Annotated in this window: 20 protein-coding genes; 15 read left to right on the forward strand and 5 right to left on the reverse strand. The window is 38.8% G+C overall.

Annotated elements, in window-relative coordinates; translation table 11 throughout:
• Positions 1–39: 39 nt before the first annotated feature.
• The gene (locus tag ACNR9Q_RS00760) at positions 40–1,197 is read right to left on the reverse strand and encodes a formimidoylglutamase (protein WP_419212672.1); all 1,158 of its coding nucleotides are present in this window, start codon (positions 1,195–1,197) and stop codon (positions 40–42) included.
• 97 nt (positions 1,198–1,294) lie between these two features.
• Complete coding sequence (topA, locus tag ACNR9Q_RS00765; RefSeq protein ID WP_419212673.1) at positions 1,295–3,784, reverse strand: type I DNA topoisomerase; 2,490 nt, start codon at positions 3,782–3,784, stop codon at positions 1,295–1,297.
• A 195-nt stretch (positions 3,785–3,979) separates the two neighbouring features.
• On the opposite strand from topA, the gene ACNR9Q_RS00770 reads away from it, so the two are divergent.
• Entirely contained in the window at positions 3,980–7,120 is a 3,141-nt protein-coding gene (locus ACNR9Q_RS00770; RefSeq protein WP_419212674.1) for a VPS10 domain-containing protein, read from the forward strand.
• Between the two features lie 75 nt (positions 7,121–7,195).
• Here ACNR9Q_RS00770 and ACNR9Q_RS00775 read toward each other — a convergent pair whose 3' ends face one another.
• Positions 7,196–7,924 carry a hypothetical protein gene (locus ACNR9Q_RS00775; RefSeq protein WP_419212675.1) on the reverse strand — a complete coding sequence of 243 codons (729 nt, stop codon included), beginning with the start codon at positions 7,922–7,924 and terminating at the stop codon, positions 7,196–7,198.
• A 152-nt stretch (positions 7,925–8,076) separates the two neighbouring features.
• Between ACNR9Q_RS00775 and miaB the strand changes: the two genes are divergently transcribed.
• The 7 genes from miaB to groL all read left to right on the forward strand — a co-directional run bounded on the left by miaB (position 8,077) and on the right by groL (position 14,814).
• Positions 8,077–9,522 carry a tRNA (N6-isopentenyl adenosine(37)-C2)-methylthiotransferase MiaB gene (miaB, locus tag ACNR9Q_RS00780; protein WP_419214231.1) on the forward strand — a complete coding sequence of 482 codons (1,446 nt, stop codon included), beginning with the start codon at positions 8,077–8,079 and terminating at the stop codon, positions 9,520–9,522.
• Positions 9,523–9,546: 24 nt separating this feature from the next.
• Positions 9,547–10,833: a sigma-54 interaction domain-containing protein gene (locus ACNR9Q_RS00785; RefSeq protein WP_419212676.1), complete on the forward strand. Its 1,287-nt coding sequence runs from the start codon at positions 9,547–9,549 to the stop codon at positions 10,831–10,833.
• Positions 10,834–10,836: 3 nt separating this feature from the next.
• Complete coding sequence (locus ACNR9Q_RS00790) at positions 10,837–11,373, forward strand: LptE family protein (protein ID WP_419212677.1); 537 nt, start codon at positions 10,837–10,839, stop codon at positions 11,371–11,373.
• Positions 11,374–11,379: 6 nt separating this feature from the next.
• Entirely contained in the window at positions 11,380–12,288 is a 909-nt protein-coding gene (locus ACNR9Q_RS00795; RefSeq protein ID WP_419212678.1) for a hypothetical protein, read from the forward strand.
• A 6-nt stretch (positions 12,289–12,294) separates the two neighbouring features.
• Positions 12,295–12,654 (forward strand): preprotein translocase subunit SecG, encoded by a 360-nt coding sequence (gene secG / locus ACNR9Q_RS00800; protein ID WP_419212679.1) that lies wholly within the window; start codon positions 12,295–12,297, stop codon positions 12,652–12,654.
• A 144-nt stretch (positions 12,655–12,798) separates the two neighbouring features.
• The gene (locus ACNR9Q_RS00805; protein WP_419212680.1) at positions 12,799–13,077 is read left to right on the forward strand and encodes a co-chaperone GroES; all 279 of its coding nucleotides are present in this window, start codon (positions 12,799–12,801) and stop codon (positions 13,075–13,077) included.
• 105 nt (positions 13,078–13,182) lie between these two features.
• Positions 13,183–14,814 (forward strand): chaperonin GroEL, encoded by a 1,632-nt coding sequence (gene groL, locus ACNR9Q_RS00810; protein WP_419212681.1) that lies wholly within the window; start codon positions 13,183–13,185, stop codon positions 14,812–14,814.
• Positions 14,815–15,353: 539 nt separating this feature from the next.
• On the opposite strand, the gene ACNR9Q_RS00815 is transcribed toward groL, so the two are convergent.
• Positions 15,354–16,574: a permease gene (locus ACNR9Q_RS00815; RefSeq protein ID WP_419212682.1), complete on the reverse strand. Its 1,221-nt coding sequence runs from the start codon at positions 16,572–16,574 to the stop codon at positions 15,354–15,356.
• Positions 16,575–16,870: 296 nt separating this feature from the next.
• Here ACNR9Q_RS00815 and ACNR9Q_RS00820 point away from each other — a divergent pair, with 296 nt between their 5' ends.
• The 7 genes from ACNR9Q_RS00820 to rodA all read left to right on the forward strand — a co-directional run bounded on the left by ACNR9Q_RS00820 (position 16,871) and on the right by rodA (position 24,545).
• The gene (locus ACNR9Q_RS00820) at positions 16,871–17,320 is read left to right on the forward strand and encodes a GAF domain-containing protein (RefSeq protein WP_419212683.1); all 450 of its coding nucleotides are present in this window, start codon (positions 16,871–16,873) and stop codon (positions 17,318–17,320) included.
• A 91-nt stretch (positions 17,321–17,411) separates the two neighbouring features.
• Positions 17,412–18,944 carry a bifunctional phosphoribosylaminoimidazolecarboxamide formyltransferase/IMP cyclohydrolase gene (purH, locus tag ACNR9Q_RS00825; RefSeq protein WP_419212684.1) on the forward strand — a complete coding sequence of 511 codons (1,533 nt, stop codon included), beginning with the start codon at positions 17,412–17,414 and terminating at the stop codon, positions 18,942–18,944.
• Between the two features lie 56 nt (positions 18,945–19,000).
• Positions 19,001–20,029, forward strand: a complete 1,029-nt coding sequence (locus tag ACNR9Q_RS00830) for a rod shape-determining protein (RefSeq protein WP_027066022.1) — start codon at positions 19,001–19,003, stop codon at positions 20,027–20,029.
• 54 nt (positions 20,030–20,083) lie between these two features.
• The gene (gene mreC / locus ACNR9Q_RS00835; protein WP_419212685.1) at positions 20,084–20,908 is read left to right on the forward strand and encodes a rod shape-determining protein MreC; all 825 of its coding nucleotides are present in this window, start codon (positions 20,084–20,086) and stop codon (positions 20,906–20,908) included.
• Entirely contained in the window at positions 20,898–21,407 is a 510-nt protein-coding gene (locus ACNR9Q_RS00840) for a rod shape-determining protein MreD (RefSeq protein ID WP_419212686.1), read from the forward strand. Before mreC ends, ACNR9Q_RS00840 begins: the two co-directional genes overlap by 11 nt.
• Positions 21,404–23,272 carry a penicillin-binding protein 2 gene (gene mrdA, locus ACNR9Q_RS00845; protein ID WP_419212687.1) on the forward strand — a complete coding sequence of 623 codons (1,869 nt, stop codon included), beginning with the start codon at positions 21,404–21,406 and terminating at the stop codon, positions 23,270–23,272. Before ACNR9Q_RS00840 ends, mrdA begins: the two co-directional genes overlap by 4 nt.
• Positions 23,262–24,545: a rod shape-determining protein RodA gene (gene rodA, locus ACNR9Q_RS00850; RefSeq protein WP_419212688.1), complete on the forward strand. Its 1,284-nt coding sequence runs from the start codon at positions 23,262–23,264 to the stop codon at positions 24,543–24,545. Before mrdA ends, rodA begins: the two co-directional genes overlap by 11 nt.
• On the opposite strand, the gene ACNR9Q_RS00855 is transcribed toward rodA, so the two are convergent.
• The gene (locus ACNR9Q_RS00855; protein WP_419212689.1) at positions 24,542–25,354 is read right to left on the reverse strand and encodes a DNA/RNA non-specific endonuclease; all 813 of its coding nucleotides are present in this window, start codon (positions 25,352–25,354) and stop codon (positions 24,542–24,544) included. The two genes, rodA and ACNR9Q_RS00855, sit on opposite strands and share 4 nt — an antisense overlap.
• Positions 25,355–25,399: the final 45 nt, after the last annotated feature.

Genomic DNA, 25,399 nt, shown 5'->3' on the forward strand with positions numbered 1-25,399 from the left:
ATTGTATTAAAGTCCTTTAATGCCTTAAAATTATTCTCGTTAATTAAAGCCTTTCTTATAAGCTTTAAACCACCTTTCTGGAATGTCTTGATTACATGCATCTAAATAATCCTTCTCGGTGCAAGGTAATAACGCAGGTGTCTGGGCTTTAGTATGTGAAGTAAATATAGATGGGACTTCCGTCCACCAACGTTCTGTTAATAAACTTTTGTAGAATACGAGCTCTTCATCTTCTGTAGGCACATTGTATTTGACGAAGTCATCGGTTTTAGAATAGGGCGATTCCTTAATCCTATAATTCATCCCTTCTATAAAGTACCATATTATTTGTGCGATCAATTGCTGGGACTGAACCGTATTTTCCATTTCATAGATACCGAAAACGGAAACTTTATCGCTTATACCGGCATATCTGGCAATGGTACAAATTTCACGACCGGTAAAACCATTGGGTGAAAAATTGGGTGAAAGTGAAATCTCACTCGCCTTAACGGAGCGCATGTCCAAACTGACCATATGTGCATTTCGTAGCACTGGTTCGGCCAAAGAAAGATCATTGGCGACCTCCCCTAATCTATACGCATCAAAGAACAATTTCTCCATTAAATCAATTTCCTCTTGGGCATTGAAGTAACTCTGATAGCCAATATTTGAAAAATTGAAAAGATTGTTCGGTTTATCGGTAATAATCTTACTCATGTACGAATGCGAAGAAATCAATTCATCATCGATACCAAAATCGAACCGACTATCAATAGCCACCAGATTAACCATTTCCTTTATCCCATCGAAAGCTCTGTAGGCCGGATAGGTAATATCCTGTGTTGCGCCAAAAACTATTGGGATAATATTTTCTTCCAGTAACCCGGCAACGATTTCCTTAACCACGAAATATGTATCCTCGACTGCGGCACCTTCTTCTATATCTCCTAAATCGATCAAAGTAGCGTTCCAGTTTCCCATCAATAGCTTATAAAGCTGCAGCCTAATAGCAGAAACATCTAATTTTTCATGCTTTTTCTCATAAGCGTTCCTTGACTCCCTAACCCCTAAAAATGCAACGGTAGCGTTTGCCAATACGGGCAATCCTTCCTTTTCGGTATGTATATAGGTGTTTTTACCAATGGCTTGGTCAGGCAATAACTCATTATGGGCCAAAACTTTGTCGGAGACTGGAACTAGAAAATCAAAGGCCATTTACAAGAAGTCGTTTTTATTCTGTAATAAATTAAGGATTGGTATTTAACTAATGAATTTTGAAAATCAATACCTCGAACCACGTCTTAAAAATAGCTTACTTTTTTGATTTAGATTTCGTTTTTGCCTTTTTCTTTGGGGTTTTTTGCTCAATCATTTTCTTAGCCTCGTCTAAAGTAAATTTGGTAGCATCAACAGACTTTGCCAATTCTACTTTTATCTTACCTTTTATGATATTATGACGCCCCCATCTGGCCTTTTCGATGCGGATACCTTCTTCTTCCCAATTTTGTACTACCTTATCTATTTCTTTTTGCTTTTTAGCTTCGATAAGTTCAACTATATCATCATTCGAAAGATTATCGAAATCATATTTTTTGTTCACATTAATGAACATTCCGTCCCATTTTATGAACGGACCAAATCTACCGACGCCTTTCGTAACTTCTTTATCCTCATAATGCGCTACAGGTGCATCTGCTTTTTGTTTTGCCACGATCAGTTCTATAGCCCTGTCCATTTCTATTTCGAAAGCGTTCTCGCCCTTGTCCATGGAAATGAACTTATCGCCAAATTTTACATACGGACCGAATCTACCTACATTGGCCAACACTTCTTCACCTTCGTAGACCCCAAGTTTTCTTGGAAGTTTAAAAAGGTCCATGGCTTCTTCATAGGTAATCGTGTTTAGCGACTGTTCGGGCAATAAACTTGCAAAAGTGGGTTTTTCTTCATCATCAACAGTACCTACTTGCACCATTGGTCCAAATCTTCCCAACCTTACCGAAACTTGCTTTCCACTTTTGGGATCTTTGCCTAAAATACGCTCTCCGCTTGCGCGGTCTGCATTTTCTTCAACATCGAGCACGTTTGGATGAAAATCTTTGTAAAAGTTCTTCATCATTTTCTTCCAATCTTCATCACCGGAAGCTATTTCATCAAAATCTTCCTCTACCTGAGCGGTAAAATTATAATCCAAAATATTAGCGAAATTACTGACTAAGAAATCAGTAACGATAATACCAATATCGGTAGGTACCATTTTTCCCTTATCGGAACCCACATTTTCCGTTAGGTTCTTCTCTTGAATCTTGTTAGATTTTAATAGAAGTTGTTGATATTTTCTTTCGGTACCTTCTATAGTTCCCTTTTCTACATACCCCCTATTCAAAATAGTTGAAATGGTGGGTGCATACGTGGAAGGTCTACCGATACCCAATTCTTCGAGTTTTTTGACCAAAGAGGCTTCCGTAAAACGATATGGTGGTCTGGTAAAACGTTCTGTAGCAGAAATGAAGTTATTCAACAAGTGTTCTCCTTCTTTCATTGCAGGCAACATCCCCTCTTGCTCTTCGGCAACATCTTCGTCATCTACACCTTCCATGTAGACTTTTAAAAATCCATCAAATTTAATGACCTCTCCGTTTGCACTGAATTCCTCTTTATGCTTGTTGGCTTTTATTCTTACATTGGTACGCTCCAATTCGGCATCACTCATTTGCGATGCGATGGTCCGTTTCCAGATCAAATCGTATAATTTGGATTGATCCCGCTCCAATGAAGGGGACTGATTGTTCATTTCCGTAGGCCTGATCGCTTCATGCGCTTCTTGGGCCCCTTTTGATTTCCCCGTGAAATTTCGGGTATTACTATATTTTTCTCCGTAATTCTTTACAATGGCTTCTTTAGCGGCGGTCAAAGCCTCATTAGATAAGTTTACGCTATCGGTTCTCATATAGGTAATCAAACCAGCCTCATATAACCTTTGGGCCACCTGCATGGTTCGTCCTACTGAAAAATATAATTTTCTTGAAGCCTCCTGTTGTAATGTTGAGGTCGTAAATGGCGCCGATGGTGATTTTTTTGCCGGTTTTTTATCCAAAGAGCTAATTGAAAAATCAGCAGCTATGTTTTTTTCCAAAAATGTCTCGGCCTCTTTTTTGGTTGCGAATGTTTTGTTCAGTTTGGCCGAAAAAACACTTCCTTCCTCCGTTTGAAACTCCGCGGCAATTCTGAACGAGGCTTGAGGTTCAAAGGCTTCAATATCACGTTCGCGCTCTACAATAAGTCTAACGGACACGGATTGTACGCGCCCTGCGGATAGACCCGGTTTTATTTTTTTCCAAAGTACAGGAGATAATTCATAACCCACCAAACGATCTAAAACTCGTCTTGCCTGTTGGGCATTCACCAAGTTAAAATTAATTTCCCTTGGGTTTTCAATTGCTTTTTGAATCGCTGCTTTAGTAACGGAGTTAAACACAATACGTTTGGTTTTTTTCTTATCCAAACCTAATTCTTCGGCCAAATGCCACGAAATAGCCTCTCCCTCCCGGTCCTCATCACTCGCTAGCCATATAGTTTCGGCTTTATCGGCAAGATCCTTCAGTTTCTTGACCAAGGCTTTTTTGTCCTTGTCAACGATATATTTCGGGGTAAAATCATTTTCAACATCAACTCCCAACTCCTTTGAAGGTAAATCCGCAATGTGTCCAAAGCTTGATTCAACCTTAAAATCTTTCCCCAAAAACTTTTCAATAGTTTTGGCCTTTGCAGGAGACTCAACAATTACTAAATTCTTCGCCATTAACCGTATTTATAGCTACAAATGTATACTAAAAATTAAACTTTAAAATTTCAAGCCTTTATTTCTTCCCTTATTTTACCTTAAAAACACCCGTAAAATCAAGAATTCCATATAAATGTAAAAATTGACAGCCCTTATTTCATAGTACTTATAAATAATTCTATTTTTAGAGTAACTAACTCAAAAAACCTTAAAATGAAGAAGCGCTACCTTTACCTTCTACTCTGTTTTCTTTTTTTTCAACCTTTTCAAAATGCGACCGCACAACGAAAAAAGAACACAGTGAGCTATAACGATTCCTTATACAACAGCATGGAATACCGTTTGATCGGTCCATTCAGGGGTGGTAGGGCAGGCACGGTTACGGGTATAGCCAACAATCCCAATCTCTATTATATGGGCACCGCAGGCGGAGGGGTTTGGAAGACCACCGATGCAGGAAATTCCTGGATCTGTATTTCCGATGGTTATTTTGGCGGATCCATAGGTGCAGTGGCTGTTTCCGAATCTGACCCGAATATCATTTATGTAGGTGAAGGCGAGCAAACGCTCAGGGGAAACGTATCTTCCGGTAAGGGTTTGTGGAAGAGCCTGGATGCCGGGGAAACTTGGAAATTTATCGGCTTAAAAGATTCCGAGCACATTTCCCGAATCAGGATACATCCCAAAAATCCTGATTTAATCTATGTAGCGGCCATCGGTAATTTATGGAAGCCCAATGAAACCCGGGGCGTTTTCCGCTCGAAAGATGGTGGTGAAAATTGGGAGAAAATACTTTATGTAAGCGATAAAGCCGGAGCCGGTGATCTAATCATGGATCCAAATAATAGCAGAATTCTCTATGCTAGTACATGGGAAATGAAAAGAAACGGCTACCGGATGGACAGCGGAGGCCCAGATAGCAAATTATTTAAAAGCACCGATGGAGGTGACAGCTGGACCGATATTTCAGAACATTCTGGATTGCCAGGATTCCCTTGGGGAATTGTAGGCATTACTGTTTCTCCATTAGATTCCAACCGAATTTGGGCCCTCATCGAAGCAGAAAAAGGAGGGCTATTTAGATCGGATGACGCAGGGGTCACTTGGAAAAAAATTAATGAAAACAGGGCTTTACGCCAACGTGCCTGGTATTACACCCGTATTTACGCCGATACTGAAAATATTGATAAACTATATGTAATGAACGTAAGTTATGGGGTTTCTACAGACGGTGGAAAAACATTTACCCTAAAAAATGCACCCCACGGTGACCATCATGATTTATGGATAGCCCCCAATAACAACAACCGAATGATCATTGCCGATGACGGTGGTGCGCAAATTTCAAATGATGGAGGAAACAACTGGACAACTTATTACAACCAGCCTACTGCTCAATTCTATCGTATCGCCACCGATAGTATTTTCCCCTATAGAATTTATGGGGCGCAACAAGATAACACCGCTTTACGTATTGCGCACCGCACGTCAGGAGAATCGATCACAGAACGGGATTGGGAACCTACGGCAGGTGGCGAAAGTGCACATTTAGCACCTGACCCCAAGAACAATCAAATTGTTTATGGCGGCACCTATAAAGGCTATATGAACCGCTTGGACCATACCACCGGCCAAGAACGGTCAACCAATGTTTGGCCAGACAACCCTGCAGGTTCAGGTGTCGAAATCATGAAATATCGCTTCAATTGGAACTATCCGGTCACCTTTAGCAGACACGATTCAAATATACTATACGCAGGTTCCAATTACCTACACATGACCACAGATGAAGGTCAATCTTGGAAAACTATATCTCCAGATTTGACAAGAGCCCTTCCGGAAACCATTAAATCTTCCGGAGGCCCTATTACCCAAGACAATACAGGGGCGGAGTTCTATTCCAACATTTTTGTGATTAGAGAATCCATTCTTGAAAAAGGAGTGATCTGGACGGGTAGTGATGACGGATTGATACACGTGACCCGTGATAATGGCTCAACTTGGGAAAATGTGACCCCTCCCGCTTCCCTATCGCCAAAACTGAACATGATCAATTCCATCGATGCAAGTCCGTTCGAAAAAGGTACCGTTTATGTAGCGGCCAGTGCTTATAAATTCGGTGATTACACACCTTACCTTTATAAAACCGAAGATTATGGAAAAACATGGACATTGATCACTAACGGCATTAAAGAGAGCGATTATACCAGAGTGATCCGAACCGATCATGACCGCAAAGGTTTATTGTATGCAGGTACGGAATGGGGCATGTACCTTTCTTTCGACGATGGAAAATCTTGGTCAAAATTTCAATTGAACCTCCCTATTACTGCCATTAGGGATTTACAGGTCAGGGATAACAATTTAATCGTTGCCACACACGGCCGAAGTTTTTGGATTATTGACGACCTTACACCCTTGCATCAATTATCCCCCGAAATCTCCAATAGTGATTTCTATATATACGAACCGGATAGCAGTTATCGGATGGAACAATCGGGCGGATGGTCAAAACCAGATATGAAATTGGCGGGTGAAAATCATCCTAACGGAGTCATTATCAATTATTATTTAAAAAGCTATAACGAAAAGGATACCGTAGACCTGGATATTATGGAGGCGGACGGCACGTTGATCCAACGCTTTTCTACCATCGCCACGGAAGACAAACTCAATCCTGAAGCTGCAAAGCCTTTAAAAGTAAATGCCGGTGGAAATAGAATGATATGGGATATGCGTTATCCTGGGTTCAAGGCATTCGAAGGAATGATTTTCTATTCATCACCCAATATCGGTCCTAAAGCCGTACCCGGAACTTATAAGGTGAAGCTAACCGTTAATAGCGAATCTAAAGAACAGGAGTTTAACATCATAAAAGACCCAAGGCTACCGAACACCCAGAAAGACTATAAAGATCAATTCGAGTTTTTGATCGCGGTTCGCAATCAGGTCAGTAAGGCCAACGATGCGATTATCAAAATTAGGAACATTCAGAAAGATCTAAAATATCTAAAGGGAAAAACAAAGGACAACCAAGAAATTCAGCAACTGATCAGTGACTATGAAAAAGAATTATCGGTCATTGAGAATAATATACATATGACCAAAAACCAAAGTAGACAAGATCCTTTGAACTATGGAATACGGATCAACAATAGATTGGCGTTTTTAATGGTAGATTCTCAACGTGGCGACTACCCGCCTACCCAACAGGCCCAAGAATTTTTCAAAGAAGCCACTCAAGAACTGAATACGGAGGTCAACGCTTTGAACGCCCTTATTAAAAGACAAACAACGTTGGTGAATGAAAAAGTAGACCAACAAGATATCAAAATGATATCTTCGGAAGGGTAATAAAAAAAAGGGGGAGCTATTGGCCTCCCCTTTTTATTTCACGTGTACTATTCCTGAATATAAAATGAATCGATCCTATTCCTCATTTTCAAACCCAACACCATCTTTATAGATATAATAAGTGGGCACTTTACTAAGCATAGCGGTAAAGAGTACACCTATACAACATAAAAATAGCCCAAGTTGGGCTATGATACCCGTAACGAATATCAATCCGAAAATTACCAACCAGTTCTTGTTTCCAAGCATAAAACTTGCTTTTACAATTTCTTTTGGTGATAATTCTTCAGAGAAAGCTAAAAAAGCTGGTATTAACGACAAGGGAACTATGACATAAAAAATACCGATACCACAGGCCAATAGGCCTAATAAACTTATCCCTAGGGTGTACAGTGCCAATATAAAGACCTTACCCAAGCGCCCATCCCTAAAAAAGAAAAAATAATCATCTTTAGACATTTCCTCCTTATCCTTTTGTTTGCAGATTTTTAAAAATGCGGCATTCAACGCCAATCCGAATGTGGCTACCCCAATCGCAAAAACAGGACCCAAGATACTCATAGCAATAGTTACCATTGTAGGTAGTTCATTATCACGTAGTGCTTGGGGATCAGTGATACCCGCTGCAATCATTGGTATATAAAAAATAATGTAAAATGGCAGAATGGTGGCAAAAGTCAGCAACAAGGTAACAAGCCCTTGTAACCATACTTTTTTGAACAAGTCAAAAGACCTACTGAATATTGTTCCAAAAACCAATTCGGGTTTTGATTGAATACGCTCTATACTGTTTTCCAAATTCATCTCTCAATGGTTGATTATAAGTTGCGGCAAAATTATATAATAATTGAAGGTAATGCTTAAATATACCCTAAAAAACCCTGTCATCTTGTCATATTTTTGATTATAGTAGTATCTTTGCCAACCCAAAATATTTTTGGTAAATGAAAAAGACAATGGAGAAAACCATAGATGAAAATGTGCAGGGCACGACTTTGGCATTGGAAGCAAAAGAAGCCAATCAACGTAATCTGTACATCGAGAGTTATGGGTGCGCCATGAACTTTTCCGATAGTGAAATCGTCGCATCTATATTGGCTACGGAAGGTTTCAACACCACCCAAACTTTGGAAGAGGCAGATTTGATTCTTGTAAACACCTGCTCTATTAGGGATAAAGCAGAACAGACCATTCGCAAAAGGCTAACGGAATACAACAAGGTAAAAAAAACTAGACCCCATTTAAAAGTTGGTGTTTTAGGATGTATGGCAGAGCGACTTAAAGATAAGTTGCTGGATGAGGAAAAAATTGTGGACATGGTCGTTGGCCCAGATGCCTACAAAGACCTGCCCAACCTCATCAAGGAAGTAGATTCAGGACGGGATGCCGTTAACGTTATACTTTCTAAGGATGAAACTTATGGAGATATTGCTCCGGTACGGTTGAACAGTAACGGAGTTACGGCCTTTGTCTCCATTACGCGCGGTTGTGACAATATGTGTACCTTTTGCGTGGTTCCTTTTACCAGAGGTCGTGAAAGGAGTCGAGAACCTCAATCGATTCTAGCAGAGGTAAATGAACTTTGGGAAAAGGGATTCAAGGAAATTACACTACTCGGACAAAATGTAGATAGTTATTTATGGTATGGTGGCGGACTCAAAAAAGATTTCGAGAAAGCTTCGGATATGCAAAAAGCAACGGCTACCAGCTTTTCAAAATTATTGGAAATGGTCGCTTTGGCCCAACCCAAAATGCGCATTCGGTTTTCAACATCCAACCCACAGGACATGACCTTAGATGTTATTGAAACCATGGCAAAGCACAAAAATATTTGCAACCACATTCACCTTCCCGTACAAAGTGGCAGTAATCGTATCTTAAAGGAAATGAATCGTTTGCATACGATTGAAGAATACTTCGAACTTATAGACAACATTAGGAAAATAATTCCAGATTGCGCTATTTCACAAGACATCATCAGTGGATTCCCAACCGAAACTGAAGAAGACCATCAAGCTACCTTAAAGGCTTTGGCATATGTAAAATATGACTTTGGGTACATGTACGCCTATTCTGAAAGACCTGGAACCATGGCCGGAAGAAAATTGGAAGACGACGTGCCGGAGCCTACCAAAAAAAGACGCTTATCTGAAATTATAGCACTACAACGAGAGCACTGTCAATTTAGAACCGAAAAACACGTTGGCAAAACCCAGGAAGTATTGATCGAAGGTCCGTCCAAGAAAAACAAAGATGAATGGATGGGAAGAAATTCACAAAGCACCGTTGTAGTTTTTCCAAAAGAAAATTATAAAATAGGTGATTTTGTGAACGTAAAAATAAACGATTGCACTTCGGCAACCTTACTGGGCACTGCCGTAGGATATTCAGATAATAATTAATTTCTCTTTTAGCAGCCATTATTTATGGAAAGCATACAAAGTATAAAACAACGGTTTGAGATTATTGGCCAAGACCCAAAACTCAATAGAGCATTGGAAAAGGCCATGCAAGTTGCCGCAACTGATATATCCGTATTGGTCACCGGTGAAAGTGGGGTGGGTAAAGAATCGATTCCAAAAATTATTCATTCCATGTCCCACAGAAAACACGCTAAATATATAGCGGTAAACTGTGGCGCAATTCCTGAGGGAACCATAGACAGCGAACTGTTCGGTCACGAAAAAGGGGCTTTTACAGGAGCTACCCAAACCAGAAGCGGGTATTTTGAAGTTGCCGACGGGGGCACTATATTCTTAGACGAAGTAGGCGAACTTCCATTGACCACTCAAGTACGGTTACTTCGTGTTCTAGAAAATGGGGAATTCCTAAAAGTAGGTTCTTCACAAGTTCAAAAAACCGATGTGCGCATCGTTGCGGCCACCAACGTGAACATGTTCGAAGCCATAAAAAAAGAACGCTTTCGTGAAGACCTGTACTATCGTTTGAGCACGGTCGAAATCAATATCCCGCCATTAAGGGAACGCCAAGAGGACATTCATTTACTTTTTAGAAAATTCGCATCTGATTTTAGTCAGAAATACAAAATGCCAACGATCAGATTAGATGACAATGCCATATCACTTTTGAATAAATATAGATGGCCAGGAAACATCCGTCAATTACGAAATATTGCCGAACAAATCTCTGTCTTGGAAGAGAACAGAGCTATTTCCGCCGCTACTTTAAATGGATATATCCCAAACAACACGACCAGTAATTTACCGGCGGTAGTATCCAGTTCAAAATCTGAAAGCGATTTTAGTAATGAACGGGAAATTTTATACAAGGTTCTGTTCGACATGAAAGGAGATCTGAACGATCTTAAAAAACTGACCATGGAACTTCTTAAGAACAATGATTCTCAAAAGGTGCAAAAGGATAATGAAAACTTGATCCGCAAAATATATGGTGATGATGATGAAGAGGATGTAGACTTAGATATGGATACCCAAGAAGAAACTGCAATGAACGTGCTGCATTTGCCTGAACCAAAAAAGGCAGAACAGTCGTACTCGAATGATTCTTATGAAGATAAATATCATTTTGCAGAAGAAATCGAGGAAGAAGAAACCTTATCTTTACAAGAGAAGGAAGTGGAACTTATCAAAAAATCTTTGGAACGCAACCGCGGAAAAAGAAAGGCCGCAGCTTCTGAACTAGGAATTTCCGAACGTACTTTATACCGCAAAATAAAACAATACGACCTTTAAAAAATGAAGTTCAATCCACTAAGATATCTAAAAAAAGTAGTTCTATTTCTATTACCGATGCTACTTCTCTTCGCTTGTGGCGTGTATAATTTCACGGGAGGCAATGTCGGTGAGGCAGAGACGTTTCAGGTGTCCTACTTTCAGAACTATGCCACCCAAAGTCCCGGATCCACCTTTGAGCCAGGGCTCGACAGGGATTTTACCCAAGCCCTACAGAATAGGATCCAGGACCAGACAAATCTAAGCTTGGTAAATAATGGCAATACCGATTTATTATACGAAGGTGAAATCACAGAATACAAGATTTCACCAATGTCGGCAACCGCCCAACAAACCGCGGCGCAGAACAGGTTGACCATGCGCGTTAAAGTTCGATTTTACAACCGATTAAAAGAAGACGCCGCATTCGACCAGAGCTTTTCGTTCTTTTACGACTATCCTGCAGACACACAATTAAATGCAATTAAAAGTGAAGCGCATGAAGTTATATTTGAACGACTTACACAAGACATTTTCAATGCCTCGTTGGCAGATTGGTAATCTAAAATGAACGTAACCGATTTTACATATTTTCTTGAACATCCTACTAAAGTGGTAGATCCCATCCACACGAAACATCTAGAAGATATTATCGCAGAATACCCTTATTTTCAAGCGGCAAGGGCCTTACATTTAAAAGGTCTCAAAAACTTGAATAGTTACAAATACAATAAGTCCCTTAAAACCACTGCGGCATTTACAACCGACCGTGATGTCCTTTTCGATTTTATCACTTCAAAAGATTTTTTACAGTATGAAGGCGCAAAAGAAAGGACAGAAGTTATAGTTCCTTCCAAAGAAACTTTTTCAAAAGCTGAACCTACCGCTATTATAGAAATCTCCGAGGACAAACCATTGCCACAAGACGAAAATGATGCGGACCAAATTCTGGACCCAGAATTATTTCAATCTAAAGATACTACGATTTCAAAAGAAGAGGAAGAAGAAGAACGGCTTCTTTCAAAAGAAGAAGAATCCTTAGATTTAGGAAAGCCCTTACTTTTTAATGCCAAAGAGAAATACTCGTTTTCTGAATGGTTAAATCTTGCTTCCAAAAATCCGGTAGAACGTAAAACCGCAAAACCGGATGTAAAAAATGTAGTGCCCGAAAAAAGCAAGACAAAAGTTGATTCCGTAAAGAAGAAGAAATTCGACCGTATCGATAAGTTCATCGCCAACAATCCTAAAATTGTACCTACAGATCAAAAGAACACAAGTATCGATGTATCTGGTTCTTCCAAAATCGACAAGAACGAGTTGATGACCGAAACATTGGCCAGGGTTTATTTAGAACAGAAAAAGTACAAAAAGGCCATACAGGCTTACAAAATTTTAAGTTTGAAATATCCGGAAAAAAGTAGTTTCTTTGCAGACCGAATTAAGGCAGTAGAGAAAATTCAACAAGATAATAAATAATTTAGAATGAGTACATTTTCAATATTCTTGATCCTTATCATCATCGTTTGCTTATTGTTGATATTGGTCATTATGGTTCAAAATCCTAAAGGAGGTGGACTTTCTTCTTCTTTTGGAGGAGGAGGCGCCCAAGTAATAGGCGGCGTTAAAAAGACAGGTGACTTTTTAGATAAGAGTACATGGACTTTGGCCGGTCTGTTAATTGTTTTGATTTTAGCATCTAACATTGCCCTAAAAGGAAATTATGGGGATGCAGATTCTAAATTATTACAAGGTGATGATATCGAAACCACGGTTCCAGAAACCTTACCAGAGGAGGTAACCCCGCCCACAACGAACGAGGCCACCCCTAACGACAGTCTATAAAAAATTTCGAAATATATTGTAAAATGCCAGCTTAGTGACAAGCTGGCATTTTTTGTTTACAATTTGGCAGTTATAAGGCAATGGCATAATTTCTGCCCTGTTATATCTACAAAACTTTAAAAAACAATTTAAAAATTAATAATTATGGCTAAAGTTAATATCAAACCATTGGCAGATAGAGTTCTTATCGAGCCAATGGCAGCTGAAACAAAAACTGCGTCTGGAATTTACATTCCCGATACTGCAAAAGAGAAACCACAGAAAGGCAAAGTAGTTGCCGTGGGGCCTGGCACAAAAGATGACAAAGTTACCGTTAAGGTTGGTGATACCGTTCTTTATGGAAAATATGCCGGCACAGAATTAAAGTTGGAAGGTTCGGATTACTTGATGATGAGAGAAAGTGATATTCTTGCAATTATCTAAATGGTCATTGTTTATAGGTACATTTAAATTTCGTTCAAAAATTAAAAATAATTTTATTGGCCGAGGGCGAATCGCCTCAGGTCAAAATCTAAATCACAATTAAAAATGGCAAAAGATATAAGATTTGATATTGATGCAAGAGACGGCCTCAAGAGAGGTGTTGATGCATTGGCAAATGCTGTAAAAGTAACATTGGGCCCAAAAGGTAGAAATGTAATCATTAGTAAATCTTTTGGTGCCCCACAGGTAACCAAAGATGGTGTTACTGTTGCAAAAGAAATAGAATTGGCTGACCCACTAGAGAATATGGGTGCCCAAATGGTGAAGGAAGTAGCTTCTAAAACTAATGATTTGGCAGGTGACGGTACCACTACCGCTACCGTTTTAGCACAAGCCATCGTAAAAGAAGGTTTGAAAAACGTTGCCGCCGGTGCAAATCCAATGGATTTGAAAAGAGGTATCGACAAAGCTGTTGAAGCAATCGTTGCTGATTTGGCGAAACAAGCTAAAAAAGTAGGTGATTCTTCTGAGAAAATTAAGCAAGTAGCTTCTATTTCCGCTAACAATGATGAAACCATTGGTGAGTTGATCGCCCAAGCTTTCGGAAAAGTGGGTAAAGAAGGAGTGATTACGGTTGAAGAAGCCAAAGGAACAGATACTTATGTAGATGTTGTTGAAGGTATGCAGTTTGACAGAGGTTACCTTTCTCCATATTTTGTTACCGATTCAGAAAAGATGGTAACACAATTGGAAAACCCATACATCTTATTGTTCGATAAGAAGATTTCTTCCATGAAAGATTTACTTCCTGTATTGGAGCCAGTAGCCCAATCTGGAAAACCACTTCTGATCATTGCAGAAGATGTTGATGGTGAAGCGCTGGCTACATTGGTTGTGAACAAGCTAAGAGGTTCTTTAAAAATTGCAGCCGTTAAGGCCCCAGGTTTTGGAGACCGCAGAAAAGCAATGCTAGAAGATATCGCAATCTTAACAGGTGGTACGGTTATTTCAGAGGAAAGAGGATTCTCTTTGGATAATACAACTCTAGATATGTTAGGTACTTGTGAAAAAGTAAGTATCGACAAGGACAATACAACAATCGTAAACGGTGGTGGTGTTGCCAAAGATATCAAAACAAGGGTGAACCAAATAAAATCTCAAATCGAGACGACCACATCTGACTATGACAAAGAAAAACTTCAAGAACGTTTGGCCAAATTGGCCGGTGGTGTTGCCGTACTTTATGTAGGTGCCGCTTCTGAAGTTGAAATGAAAGAGAAAAAAGATCGTGTTGACGATGCGTTGCATGCCACTAGAGCTGCCGTAGAAGAAGGTATCGTTGCCGGTGGTGGTGTGGCATTGGTAAGGGCTAAATCAGTTCTTTCTAAAGTAGCTACCGAAAATGAAGATGAAGCAACCGGTCTACAAATAGTAGCTCGTGCCATTGAGGCTCCTTTGAGAACTATAGTTTCCAATGCTGGTGGTGAAGGTTCTGTTGTAATCGCTAAAATTCTTGAAGGAAAAGGTGATTACGGCTACGATGCCAAATCAGAGAAATATGTGGATATGATGAAGGCAGGTATTATCGACCCTGCTAAAGTAACCAGAGTAGCTCTTGAAAATGCGGCTTCTGTATCGGGAATGATCTTAACCACAGAATGTGCCTTGACAGATATTAAAGAAGATGCTCCTGCCGGACCACCAATGGGTGGTGGCGGAATGCCAGGCATGATGTAAACCGTAGCAACACGGTTAGGCAATTATTAATTTGATTGTTATATCGATTATATTAAAAACCGCTCTTGAAAATTCAAGAGCGGTTTTTTTATACCTATTTTCAAATAAAAAAACCACCTTCTTGTTACAAAAGGTGGTTTAATGTCCAAGGTTGAAGCTTATTCCAATAAGCCTTAACGAACTACTTCTTTTTAGGAGCAGCTTTTGGAGCGGCCTTTTTACCAGCTTTTGCTGGAGAAGGCTTTGCAGCTGGTTTCCCTGCTGATTTTGCTTGTGCCATTATAGTAAAATTTAAATAAATCTAAGCTAATGTATTCCAGTTTTGGATTCGTGATAATTCCATTGGCAAAATATTAACTAAAATTTTTGTCCATCCTCTAAATAAAAAATTTAAATAATTTCAATATACTGAATTTCAATTATTTAAAAGTTTGAAATTCAAAAGAACATTAGGACATTCTTTGCTCGAATTATAAAACTCAATCCTAGTAAAATACCAAATGAAGCTTGTTGTTTCGTCCATTGGAATGGCAAATATATTAGATGAGAAATTTAACGAAAAGACCGCCCAACAACCAAGCATAACATACAAATGCACTATATTTTAAAGAAGTTTCCAAAAGTTCGCTCTTCGGCGCCATTTCTTTCATGTGCATGACATCATCCATTTTAAAAAAGCCCAAGTAGATTAGATAAGCCGATACCATTAGAAAGCCGATATTCAAAAAGAAAGAATAATCTACTTTAAAATATTCAGTATCGGATATTTTCACCTGATCTGGATCTGGTAGCATTCCGAACAAATCAAAACCATAATGAAGCAACAAGGATGCCCCCACTAAAGAAGTCAACAATAGGAATAAAATAAAAAAGGCCATTTTCCACCCGTAATATTTTGCGTTAATCCGTAAAACAGGAAATACTACTAAATCACTGAAAATAAAAGCCATCACCCCTGCGAAACTAACTCCTTTACCAAATAGCAATGCGGCCAATGGTATATTTCCCATTGAACCGATAAAAGTCATAAAGGCAGCGAGCGGGCCTACCAATACATGTTCTAAAATTTCAAGAAAGGTGAAATCGGTATTTCCCTTACCACTATTGATGAACAAGGTTTCAAAGAAAGCATCGGGTACAAATGCAGAAACCAACCCTGCAATCGTAAAGCCTAGGGCAACATCTTTCCAAACCATTTTCCATTCCATCCCGTATTGCTTGGCAACTTTGGCCCAACTTTCCGCAGACTTCACTTTCTTTTTCCAAGACTTAGAATCTTCTTCTTCGTCATCTTCACCATCCTTTAAATTTTGCCGAGCAGATTCGATCAATTCCTTGGGGTTGAAAATTTTTATAAGAATCCAACTGATACCAATTAATAAAATGGCTCCGACATATTCTCCGACTACAAATTGCCATCCTAGAAAAATGGAAATCACAATTCCCAATTCAATGACCAAATTAGTACTGGACAATAGATAAGCTATCGAGGAGACGAAACCCGCGCCCTTTTTGAACAAGGACTTCGTGGTCGCCAAAGCCGAAAAACTGCAGGAACTACTGATAAACCCAAAGAAAGTACCTAACAATACACTTTTAGCATCATCATCTCCCATGGTTTCTTGCATCTTATCCTCCGTTACAAAAATTTGAATGGCACTACTGATGATATAGCCTAGAACAAAAGCCCAAAGGGCCATCCAAAAAAAACCGACACTCGTATAAGCGGCCTCTCCCCATTTCTTTAAAAAATCCTCCATATGAATCTTAATATTAATTATTCAAACCCAAAAAATCGGCATCCTTGTCAAACTTTAAATTACGATTGTTTTAAAAATTAAGCGAATACGCTTCACCTCCTGCGCTAAAAAAAAGAATTACTAGGCTCATTTTGAGCATTTACTACTCTATTTAGCACTACCATATCTCGAATACACTGTGATAAGCTTCATTTCAAAAGAATGTAGGAGCCATTATCTTAACGAAGATTTATGTTCAATCTATTGTAGATATTGCTTTTATAATGGATTTTTGTGCCTGTAACTAATTTTAAAATATGTTCGATTCCTTAAGACCCTTAGTGAAATCAATTGTAGATTCACATAAGAATACAGAAGAGAAATTACAGGAAATCTGTAACCTTCTTAAAGAAGAAATTCCTCATTATGACTGGGTGGGATTTTATTTCAAAAACGGCGACAAAAGAGAATTGAAATTGGGACCTTATGCCGGAGCACCAACTGACCACACTATTATTCCTTTTGGAAAAGGAATTTGCGGTCAAGTGGCAGAAAGCAATGAAAATTTCGTGGTGCCCGATGTTAATGCACAGGATAATTACATTGCCTGTAGCATTACCGTTAAAGCTGAAATTGTAGTTCCCTTGTTCGTGAACAAAGAAAATATCGGTCAAATAGACATAGATTCTAACACCGCTGATCCGTTTACCGAGGCAGACGAGCACTTTTTGGAATTCGTCAATTTTGAAGTCTCGAAAATTCTTTAAAACTTTCAGCCTTTTGTTGATAACCTGAGGTATTTGTTAGCCGCAAAAAAATTACTTTTGCTTGCTTATTAGAAACTTTAAGCATCCTACAATGAGCAGTGTAAAAAAAGCATCTTCCGCCTTAATTTCGGTATTTCATAAAGACGGTCTAGAGCCTATTGTCAAAAAATTCCAGGAACTTGGAATAACCATATATTCTACCGGAGGTACCGAAAAATTCATTAAGGATTTGGGAATAGATGTTGTTCCCGTAGAAGATGTGACCAGCTATCCGTCCATTCTTGGGGGCAGGGTAAAAACATTACATCCTAAGGTATTCGGTGGAATTTTAAATAGGCAGGACAATGAAAGTGATGTCGCTCAATTGGCAGAATTTGAAATTCCACAAATTGATATTGTCATTGTGGACTTGTATCCATTTGAAAAAACAGTGGCCAGTGGAGCTTCTGAACAGGATATTATAGAAAAAATCGATATCGGAGGAATTTCTTTAATCCGTGCGGCCGCTAAAAACTTCAAGGATGTGATTTGTGTTTCATCCATGGAAGATTATGCAGATTTTCTATCCGTAATTTCTGAAAACAACGGATCAACCACTTTGGAAGACAGAAAACGCTTTGCCACAAAATCTTTCAATGTTTCTTCGCATTATGATTCTGCAATATTTAAATATTTCAACCACAATCACGACATCGCCGCTTTAAAAATAAGTGAGACCGATGGTAAGGTTTTAAGGTACGGTGAAAATCCACACCAAAAAGGGTTCTTCTTCGGTGATTTTGATGCGATGTTCTCCAAATTACACGGAAAGGAACTTTCTTATAACAATCTTTTGGATGTTGATGCAGCTGTTAACCTGATGCTTGAATTTAAGAACGATGCTCCGACATTCGCAATTCTTAAACACAACAATGCTTGTGGCTTGGCCCAAAGAGATACTTTACACCAAGCCTATGTAGATGCTTTGGCAGGTGACCCTGTTTCTGCCTTTGGCGGTGTTTTGATCAGCAATAAAGAAATAGATAAAGCTACCGCTGAAGAAATTCACCAATTATTTTGCGAAGTGGTTATCGCGCCCAGTTATGCCCCTGATGCACTTGAAATCCTAAAAGGCAAAAAGAACAGAATTATTTTGATTCAAAATGAAGTGAAAATGCCACAAATGTTGGTAAGAACTTGTCTAAACGGTATTCTTTTACAGGACAAGGACCACAAGACCGATGCCTTGGCCAATTTAACCTATGCCACGAACAAAAGACCATCAGAAAGTGAAATTGCAGATTTATTGTTCGCTTCTAAACTTTGCAAGCACACCAAATCCAACACCATCGTTTTGGCCAAAAACAAGCAACTTTGCGCAAGCGGTACAGGACAAACTTCTAGGGTAGATGCTCTCAACCAAGCAATACATAAAGCAAAATCTTTTAAGTTCGATTTAAAAGGAGCCGTAATGGCAAGTGATGCTTTCTTTCCTTTTCCAGATTGCGTGGAGATCGCCGACAAAGCAGGAATCACCAGTGTCATTCAACCGGGCGGATCTATAAAGGATCAATTGAGTATTGATTACTGTAATGAAAACGAAATTTCTATGGTGATGACGGGCACACGTCATTTCAAGCATTAATTTCATTACTTTTGTCGGTAAAAAGCATCCTTTTATCTAAAATTTAAATATTACACATGGGATTTTTTGATTTCTTGACCGAGGAAATAGCCATAGATTTAGGTACGGCGAACACCCTTATTATTCATAACGACAAAGTAGTTGTTGATAGCCCATCTATTGTAGCCAGGGATAGAATCAGTGGTAAAATTATTGCCGTTGGCAAAGAGGCTAACATGATGCAAGGCAAGACCCATGAAAATATAAAGACAATCAGACCGTTGAAGGACGGGGTAATCGCAGATTTTGATGCCTCTGAAAAAATGTTGATGATGTTCATAAAGAACATTCCGGCATTAAAGAAAAAATGGTTTCCACCGGCCTTGAGATTGGTTATCTGTATCCCCTCCGGAATCACGGAGGTTGAGATGCGTGCCGTAAAGGAATCTGCGGAAAGGGTAAACGGTAAAGAAGTTTACTTGATTCATGAACCTATGGCTGCAGCGATTGGTATCGGTTTGGATATCATGCAGCCCAAAGGAAATATGATCGTTGACATAGGGGGTGGTACTACAGAAATCGCTGTAATCGCTTTAGGGGGTATTGTCTGTGATAAATCGGTCAAGATTGCAGGTGATGTATTTACCAACGATATTATCTATTACATGCGTACGCAGCACAACCTTTATGTAGGTGAAAGTACGGCAGAAGCTATAAAAATCGAAATTGGTTCGGCTACCGAAGACCTTCAATCCCCACCAGATGAAAAATCTGTTCAAGGTCGTGATCTTTTGACCGGTAAACCGAAACAAGTTCAGATTTCCTATCGAGAAATCGCAAAAGCGTTGGATAAGTCCATTTTACGTGTTGAGGACGCCGTTATGGAAACGTTGTCGCAGACCCCCCCAGAATTGGCAGCCGATATTTATAATACCGGCATCTACCTTGCAGGTGGTGGTTCTATGTTACGCGGTTTGGACAGAAGATTATCCCAAAAAACGGACTTACCCGTCTACATTGCCGAGGATCCGTTGCGCGCCGTAGTGCGCGGTACCGGTATTGCCTTGAAAAACCTGGAACGCTATAAGAGTATTTTGATCAAATAACAATTATATCAAGGAATAATCCTATTCTAATTGACGTTAAAAATTTAGGGGTGAATGCAACAGATCATAAATTTTCTAATTAGAAATAAAACGTTTTTGCTCTACCTTTTTCTATTGCTTATCTCCATTGTTCTTACGTCTCAGTCCCATTCTTATCACCAATCAAAATTCCTAAATTCCTCTAATTTTATATCTGGAAGCATTTATGCCTACTCTGACAATATCACTTCCTATTTTGGGCTACGCGAAGAGAACAAAAAATTGATCGAGGAAAATGAAATGCTTAGAAATAAGCTCTTCAATAACGTTGAACAAACCTATTCAAGCATAGATTCTACAGATATTAATTACGAAGTTATAAGAGGTAGGGTCATCAATAATAGTTTTGCCGATCAACGAAACTACATAACAATAAATAAAGGCAAAAATGACAGTATTACCCAAGATATGGGTGTTATTACAGATAAAGGAATCTTAGGAATCATAGAAAACACTTCAAACAATTACGCCACGGTTCAAAGTATACTAAACGAAAAGTCGAACATAAATGCTAAAATCAAGAACTCCAATCATTTTGGATCCTTGGTTTGGGAGAACCCTCAAAATTACAATGTAGTTCAATTGATCGACATACCTAGATTGGTTCCATTGAACATTGGTGATACCATTGTTACAGGAGCCATGAGCAGTATTTTTCCTGAGAATATTCCCATTGGCACTATAAAGAAGTTCGATTTGGATAGTTCTAAAAGTTTTTATTTTATTGATGTTCAACTTTTTAATGATATGACCAATATTGGAAACGTATATATTATTAAAAACTTGAACCGAGAAGAAATATTACGACTAGAAGCACAAACAGAAACCAATGATCAATAGTAGCTTCTTTTTAAACGTACTTCGCTTTATTCTATTGGTGCTCGTTCAGGTACTGGTCTTCAATAAATTGAATTTCTTCGGGTACATTAATCCCTTGATCTATATACTGTTCATCTATTGGTATCCGATCAAACAAAATCGAACGATCTTTATCGTTGTATGTTTCTTTTTAGGCCTTTGCGTGGATATATTTTCTGATACTCTTGCCATCAACGCAGCGGCCACAATTACGATTGCCTACTTACGGCCCACTATAATGCGTTTTGTTTTTGGAGTTAACTATGAGTTTCAAAGTTTTAAGTTAAACAACAGTACTAAGGCACAACAATTTACATTTTTAGCGTTATTGATTATAATACACCACTTAATATACTTTACACTAGAAATTTTCAGCTTTTCAAATAGCTTTTTAATTTTACAGAAAACAGTAACTGTGGGTATTGCCACCTTGATTTTAAGTACATTGTTCAGTAGTTTATTCAGCACTAAAAAAGAATGAGAAAAATTCTTTTATCATCTATAATTATCATCATAGGAATTACCTTTTTGGGAAGACTGTCCTATTTGCAAATTTTTAGTTTCTCCACCGAACATCTTATGGAAGACCCTGCAATCAAGGCTATATATGACTATCCTGAGCGCGGCTATATTTATGACAGAAATGGAAAGTTATTAGTCGGCAATGACCCTGCCTATGATGTTATGGTTATCCCTAGGGAGGTGAAGCCGTTAGACACCCTTGAATTTTGTAGTTTATTAGGTATCGACAAAGAAAAATTTATAGATAAATTGAAGAAGGCCCGTGTATATTCACCACGTCTACCTTCTGTATTGGTGCCGCAACTTTCAAAACAGGATTATGCCAAGCTACAGGAGAAAATGCGAAAATATAAAGGCTTTTATATTCAAAAACGTTCTTTACGTTATTATGATACACCAAGTGCCGCCAATGTTCTAGGTTATATTAGTGAAGTTAACGAAGGTGATCTTGCGGTCAATGAAAACTATAAACAAGGTGAGCTTAAGGGGCGTACGGGCGTAGAACGCTATTATGAAGATCTGCTAAGAGGTAGAAAAGGTGTTCAATATATTCAAAAAGATAGATTCAACAGAGACATCGGGCCGTATAAGAACGGCGCTTTGGATACCTTACCCGAACAGGGAAAACAAATAAGCCTTACCTTGGATAAAACCCTTCAGGAGTATGGAGAACTATTGATGAACGGAAAAAGGGGAGGTATAGTGGCCATAGAACCTTCCTCTGGGGAAATTCTATCCATGATTTCAGGGCCTACGTATGACCCTGCACTTTTAGTCGGTAGGGAACGTTCAAAAAACTATACAGAATTATATTACGATACCATTGCAAACCCAACATGGGACAGATCTATTCACGCCCAACAACCTCCGGGATCACCGTTCAAAACACTTAATGCCTTGATCGCATTACAAGAAGGTGCCATAGATGAAAACACTACCATTCAATGTTTTCATGGATTTTATGTAGGAAAGAAGAAAAGAGGGTGTCACTGTGGTGGCGGATTACGAGATATGAACAAGGGAATTTATACGTCCTGTAATGCCTATTTTGCCGGTACTTTTAGAAAAATATTTGAAAAATTCGAGACTACCGATGAAGCCATGGATGTTTGGGAAAAACATATGCGTAGCTTCGGTTTGGGTGATTATTTGGGGTATGACCTTCCATTTGGACAAAAAGGTAGAATTCCCGATAAAGAATTCTATGACAAGTGGTATGGTGATAACCGATGGTCGTCGTCTACCATAATCTCAAATTCAATAGGTCAGGGAGAAATTCTAGCTACGCCGGTTCAATTGGCCAACATGACCGCAGCAATAGCCAATAGAGGACACTACTTTACCCCCCACATCTTAAAAAAGATTGAAGGACAAGAAATTACGGAACCAAAATTCACCGAAGCCAAACATACCACCATTGATCCAAAATATTTTGAGCCGGTAGTTAGAGGAATGGCAGATGTATACAAAAAAGGTACAGCCAGTAGATTACAAATACCCGGTATTGAAATGGCAGGTAAAACAGGTACCGCTGAAAACTATACAAAAATAGACGGGGTACGCACACAACTTACAGATCACTCGGTATTCATTGCATTTGCCCCCGTTGACAACCCTAAGATCGCCATAGCTGTCTATATTGAGAACGGCTATTTTGGTTCCCGTTTTGCCGGACATATTGCCTCTTTAATGGTTGAGAAATACTTAAAAGGTGAAATCACCCGAAAAGATTTAGAAAAAAGAATGCTTGAAAAAACCTTAGAAAAAGAATACGCTAAACCTTACAGTGGGGAAGAGTTCAAAATAAACGAGCGTGTCTGGTAGAAGTATCTTAAAACGCATAGATTGGTTAAGTGTGTTAATTTATTTCGCACTAGTATTCATTGGTTGGATCAACATTTATTCCAGTACATTTACAGAAGCCCATAGCTCCATTTTTGATTTTAGCACACTGTACGGCAAACAATTGTTCTTTATCGGTGTAAGTCTAATCGCTATTGTAATTATCCTTGGTTTGGAAGTCAATTTTTATGAACGATTTTCAAGTATTCTCTACCTGATAACCATGGTCTCCCTTTTAGGTCTTTTTGTTTTTGGCAAAACGATTGCAGGAGCCACTTCTTGGTATGACTTAGGATTTTTTAATTTACAACCATCAGAGTTGGCCAAAGTGGCTACCGCTCTGGCTTTGGCAAAGTACTTGAGTGACATTCAAACCGATATAAAACGGAGAAAAGATCAGCTCTACGCTATATTGATCATCATTATACCGGCCATACTCATTGTACCACAGCCCGATCCAGGAAGTGCTCTTGTGTTTTTTGCTCTGATTTTTGTGATTTTTAGGGAAGGTCTACCCCTATTCTATTTATCTATTGGTGTTAGTTTTATTTTAATATTCTTAATTACTTTGATGTTCGGAACCATTTGGCTCGTAATTGGTTTAGCCCTACTCATTATTCTACTATTCACCTTTAAACGTAAAACCTTTAAAATACCGGTAATACCCCTTACAATAGTAAGTATAATAACAATTTTATTTTCGCTATCTGTAAATTTTGTATTTAACAATGTTTTTGAACAGCGACACAGAGACCGGTTTAGCTTATGGTTACGCTTGGAAAATGATCCAACCAAGTTAGAGCAAATCAGAAAAACTATCGGATATAATACCTACCAATCTGAAAAAGCAATTGAGTCTGGAGGTTTTTTCGGAAAAGGTTTTTTGGAAGGAACACGAACAAAAGGTGATTTTGTGCCGGCACAACATACAGATTATATTTTTAGTACGGTTGGGGAAGAATGGGGTTTTATCGGTACCGCAAGTGTAATCCTACTATTCTCCATTTTATTCTTAAGACTGATCTCCTTAGCGGAGCGGCAGAAAAATGACTTTGCGAGAATATATGGATACGGAGTCATTTGCATCTTATTGATTCACTATTTCATCAATATTGGAATGGTAATAGGCATTTTACCCACTATTGGTATACCACTACCCTTCTTCAGTTATGGGGGGTCAGGTTTAATTTTCTTTACCGTCTTACTATTTATTTTCTTACGCCTAGACACCAATCGATTAAAGGAGAGTTTTTAAAATTCCCAATCGGACACCATTGTAGTTTTTTCCAATGAATCCTGTTCATTTATGGGTAGCTTATAAAAGAAATCAATACTTGTAATGGTCTCCACCTCATCTATGGAAACCACAAAATTACTTAAAGGAAAGGCCTGCGGCTTATTGGGAATCACAAAGGCAATCCCACTAAAATCATTTCCAGTTTTACGCACAATGATTTTATAGAATGCATCTGGCACATCAACATCTTCTTCCCCAATCTGATCCAGTCCCTTTTTAAGAACCCCTCCCGTATATACATATAAAGTACCATATCTTTTTGTCCATCGCCTTGTTTGTTTCTCTAAATTGTTCCATATACCCGTATTGAAAGCTCGATTTTGCGGACTAATATTACTGGTATAAAAGGTCTCATTATATGCCTGTTCAGAAAACCTACGGTCACCTGCAGGTACTAAATGTCCACGATCATAACCAGAACCTTTATAATTTCTCCAATCCGCAGATTTAGTGGAAACGAAAGGGTCTTCAATAAAATAGGGGCGTTTTCTATCGTCGGTGGTTAATTGACTTTTATTCAGTTCATAGGCTACCCATTCTGCCTGTTCAAAAGGTTCATTGTAAGAAAGGGAAAAATAGGTATGATGAACAATTTCACCAGTGGTAGAAGTTGGTAGTAGTTTTTCTGGGAAACTACTAGAAATACCATTTTCACTACTTTTTGAATATGTTGCCGGGGTATAGAAATTCTCAAAAAACCAAAAAACCACTACACAGACCAGCATTAAAATACTATAAATAGCTCTATTGCCCATACGATATCCCATACGGCAAAATTACCTTAATTTTGTAAGAACCATAAGCTCCTACCG

This window comes from Maribacter sp. X9, assembly GCF_048537565.1.
Taxonomy (GTDB): domain Bacteria; phylum Bacteroidota; class Bacteroidia; order Flavobacteriales; family Flavobacteriaceae; genus Maribacter.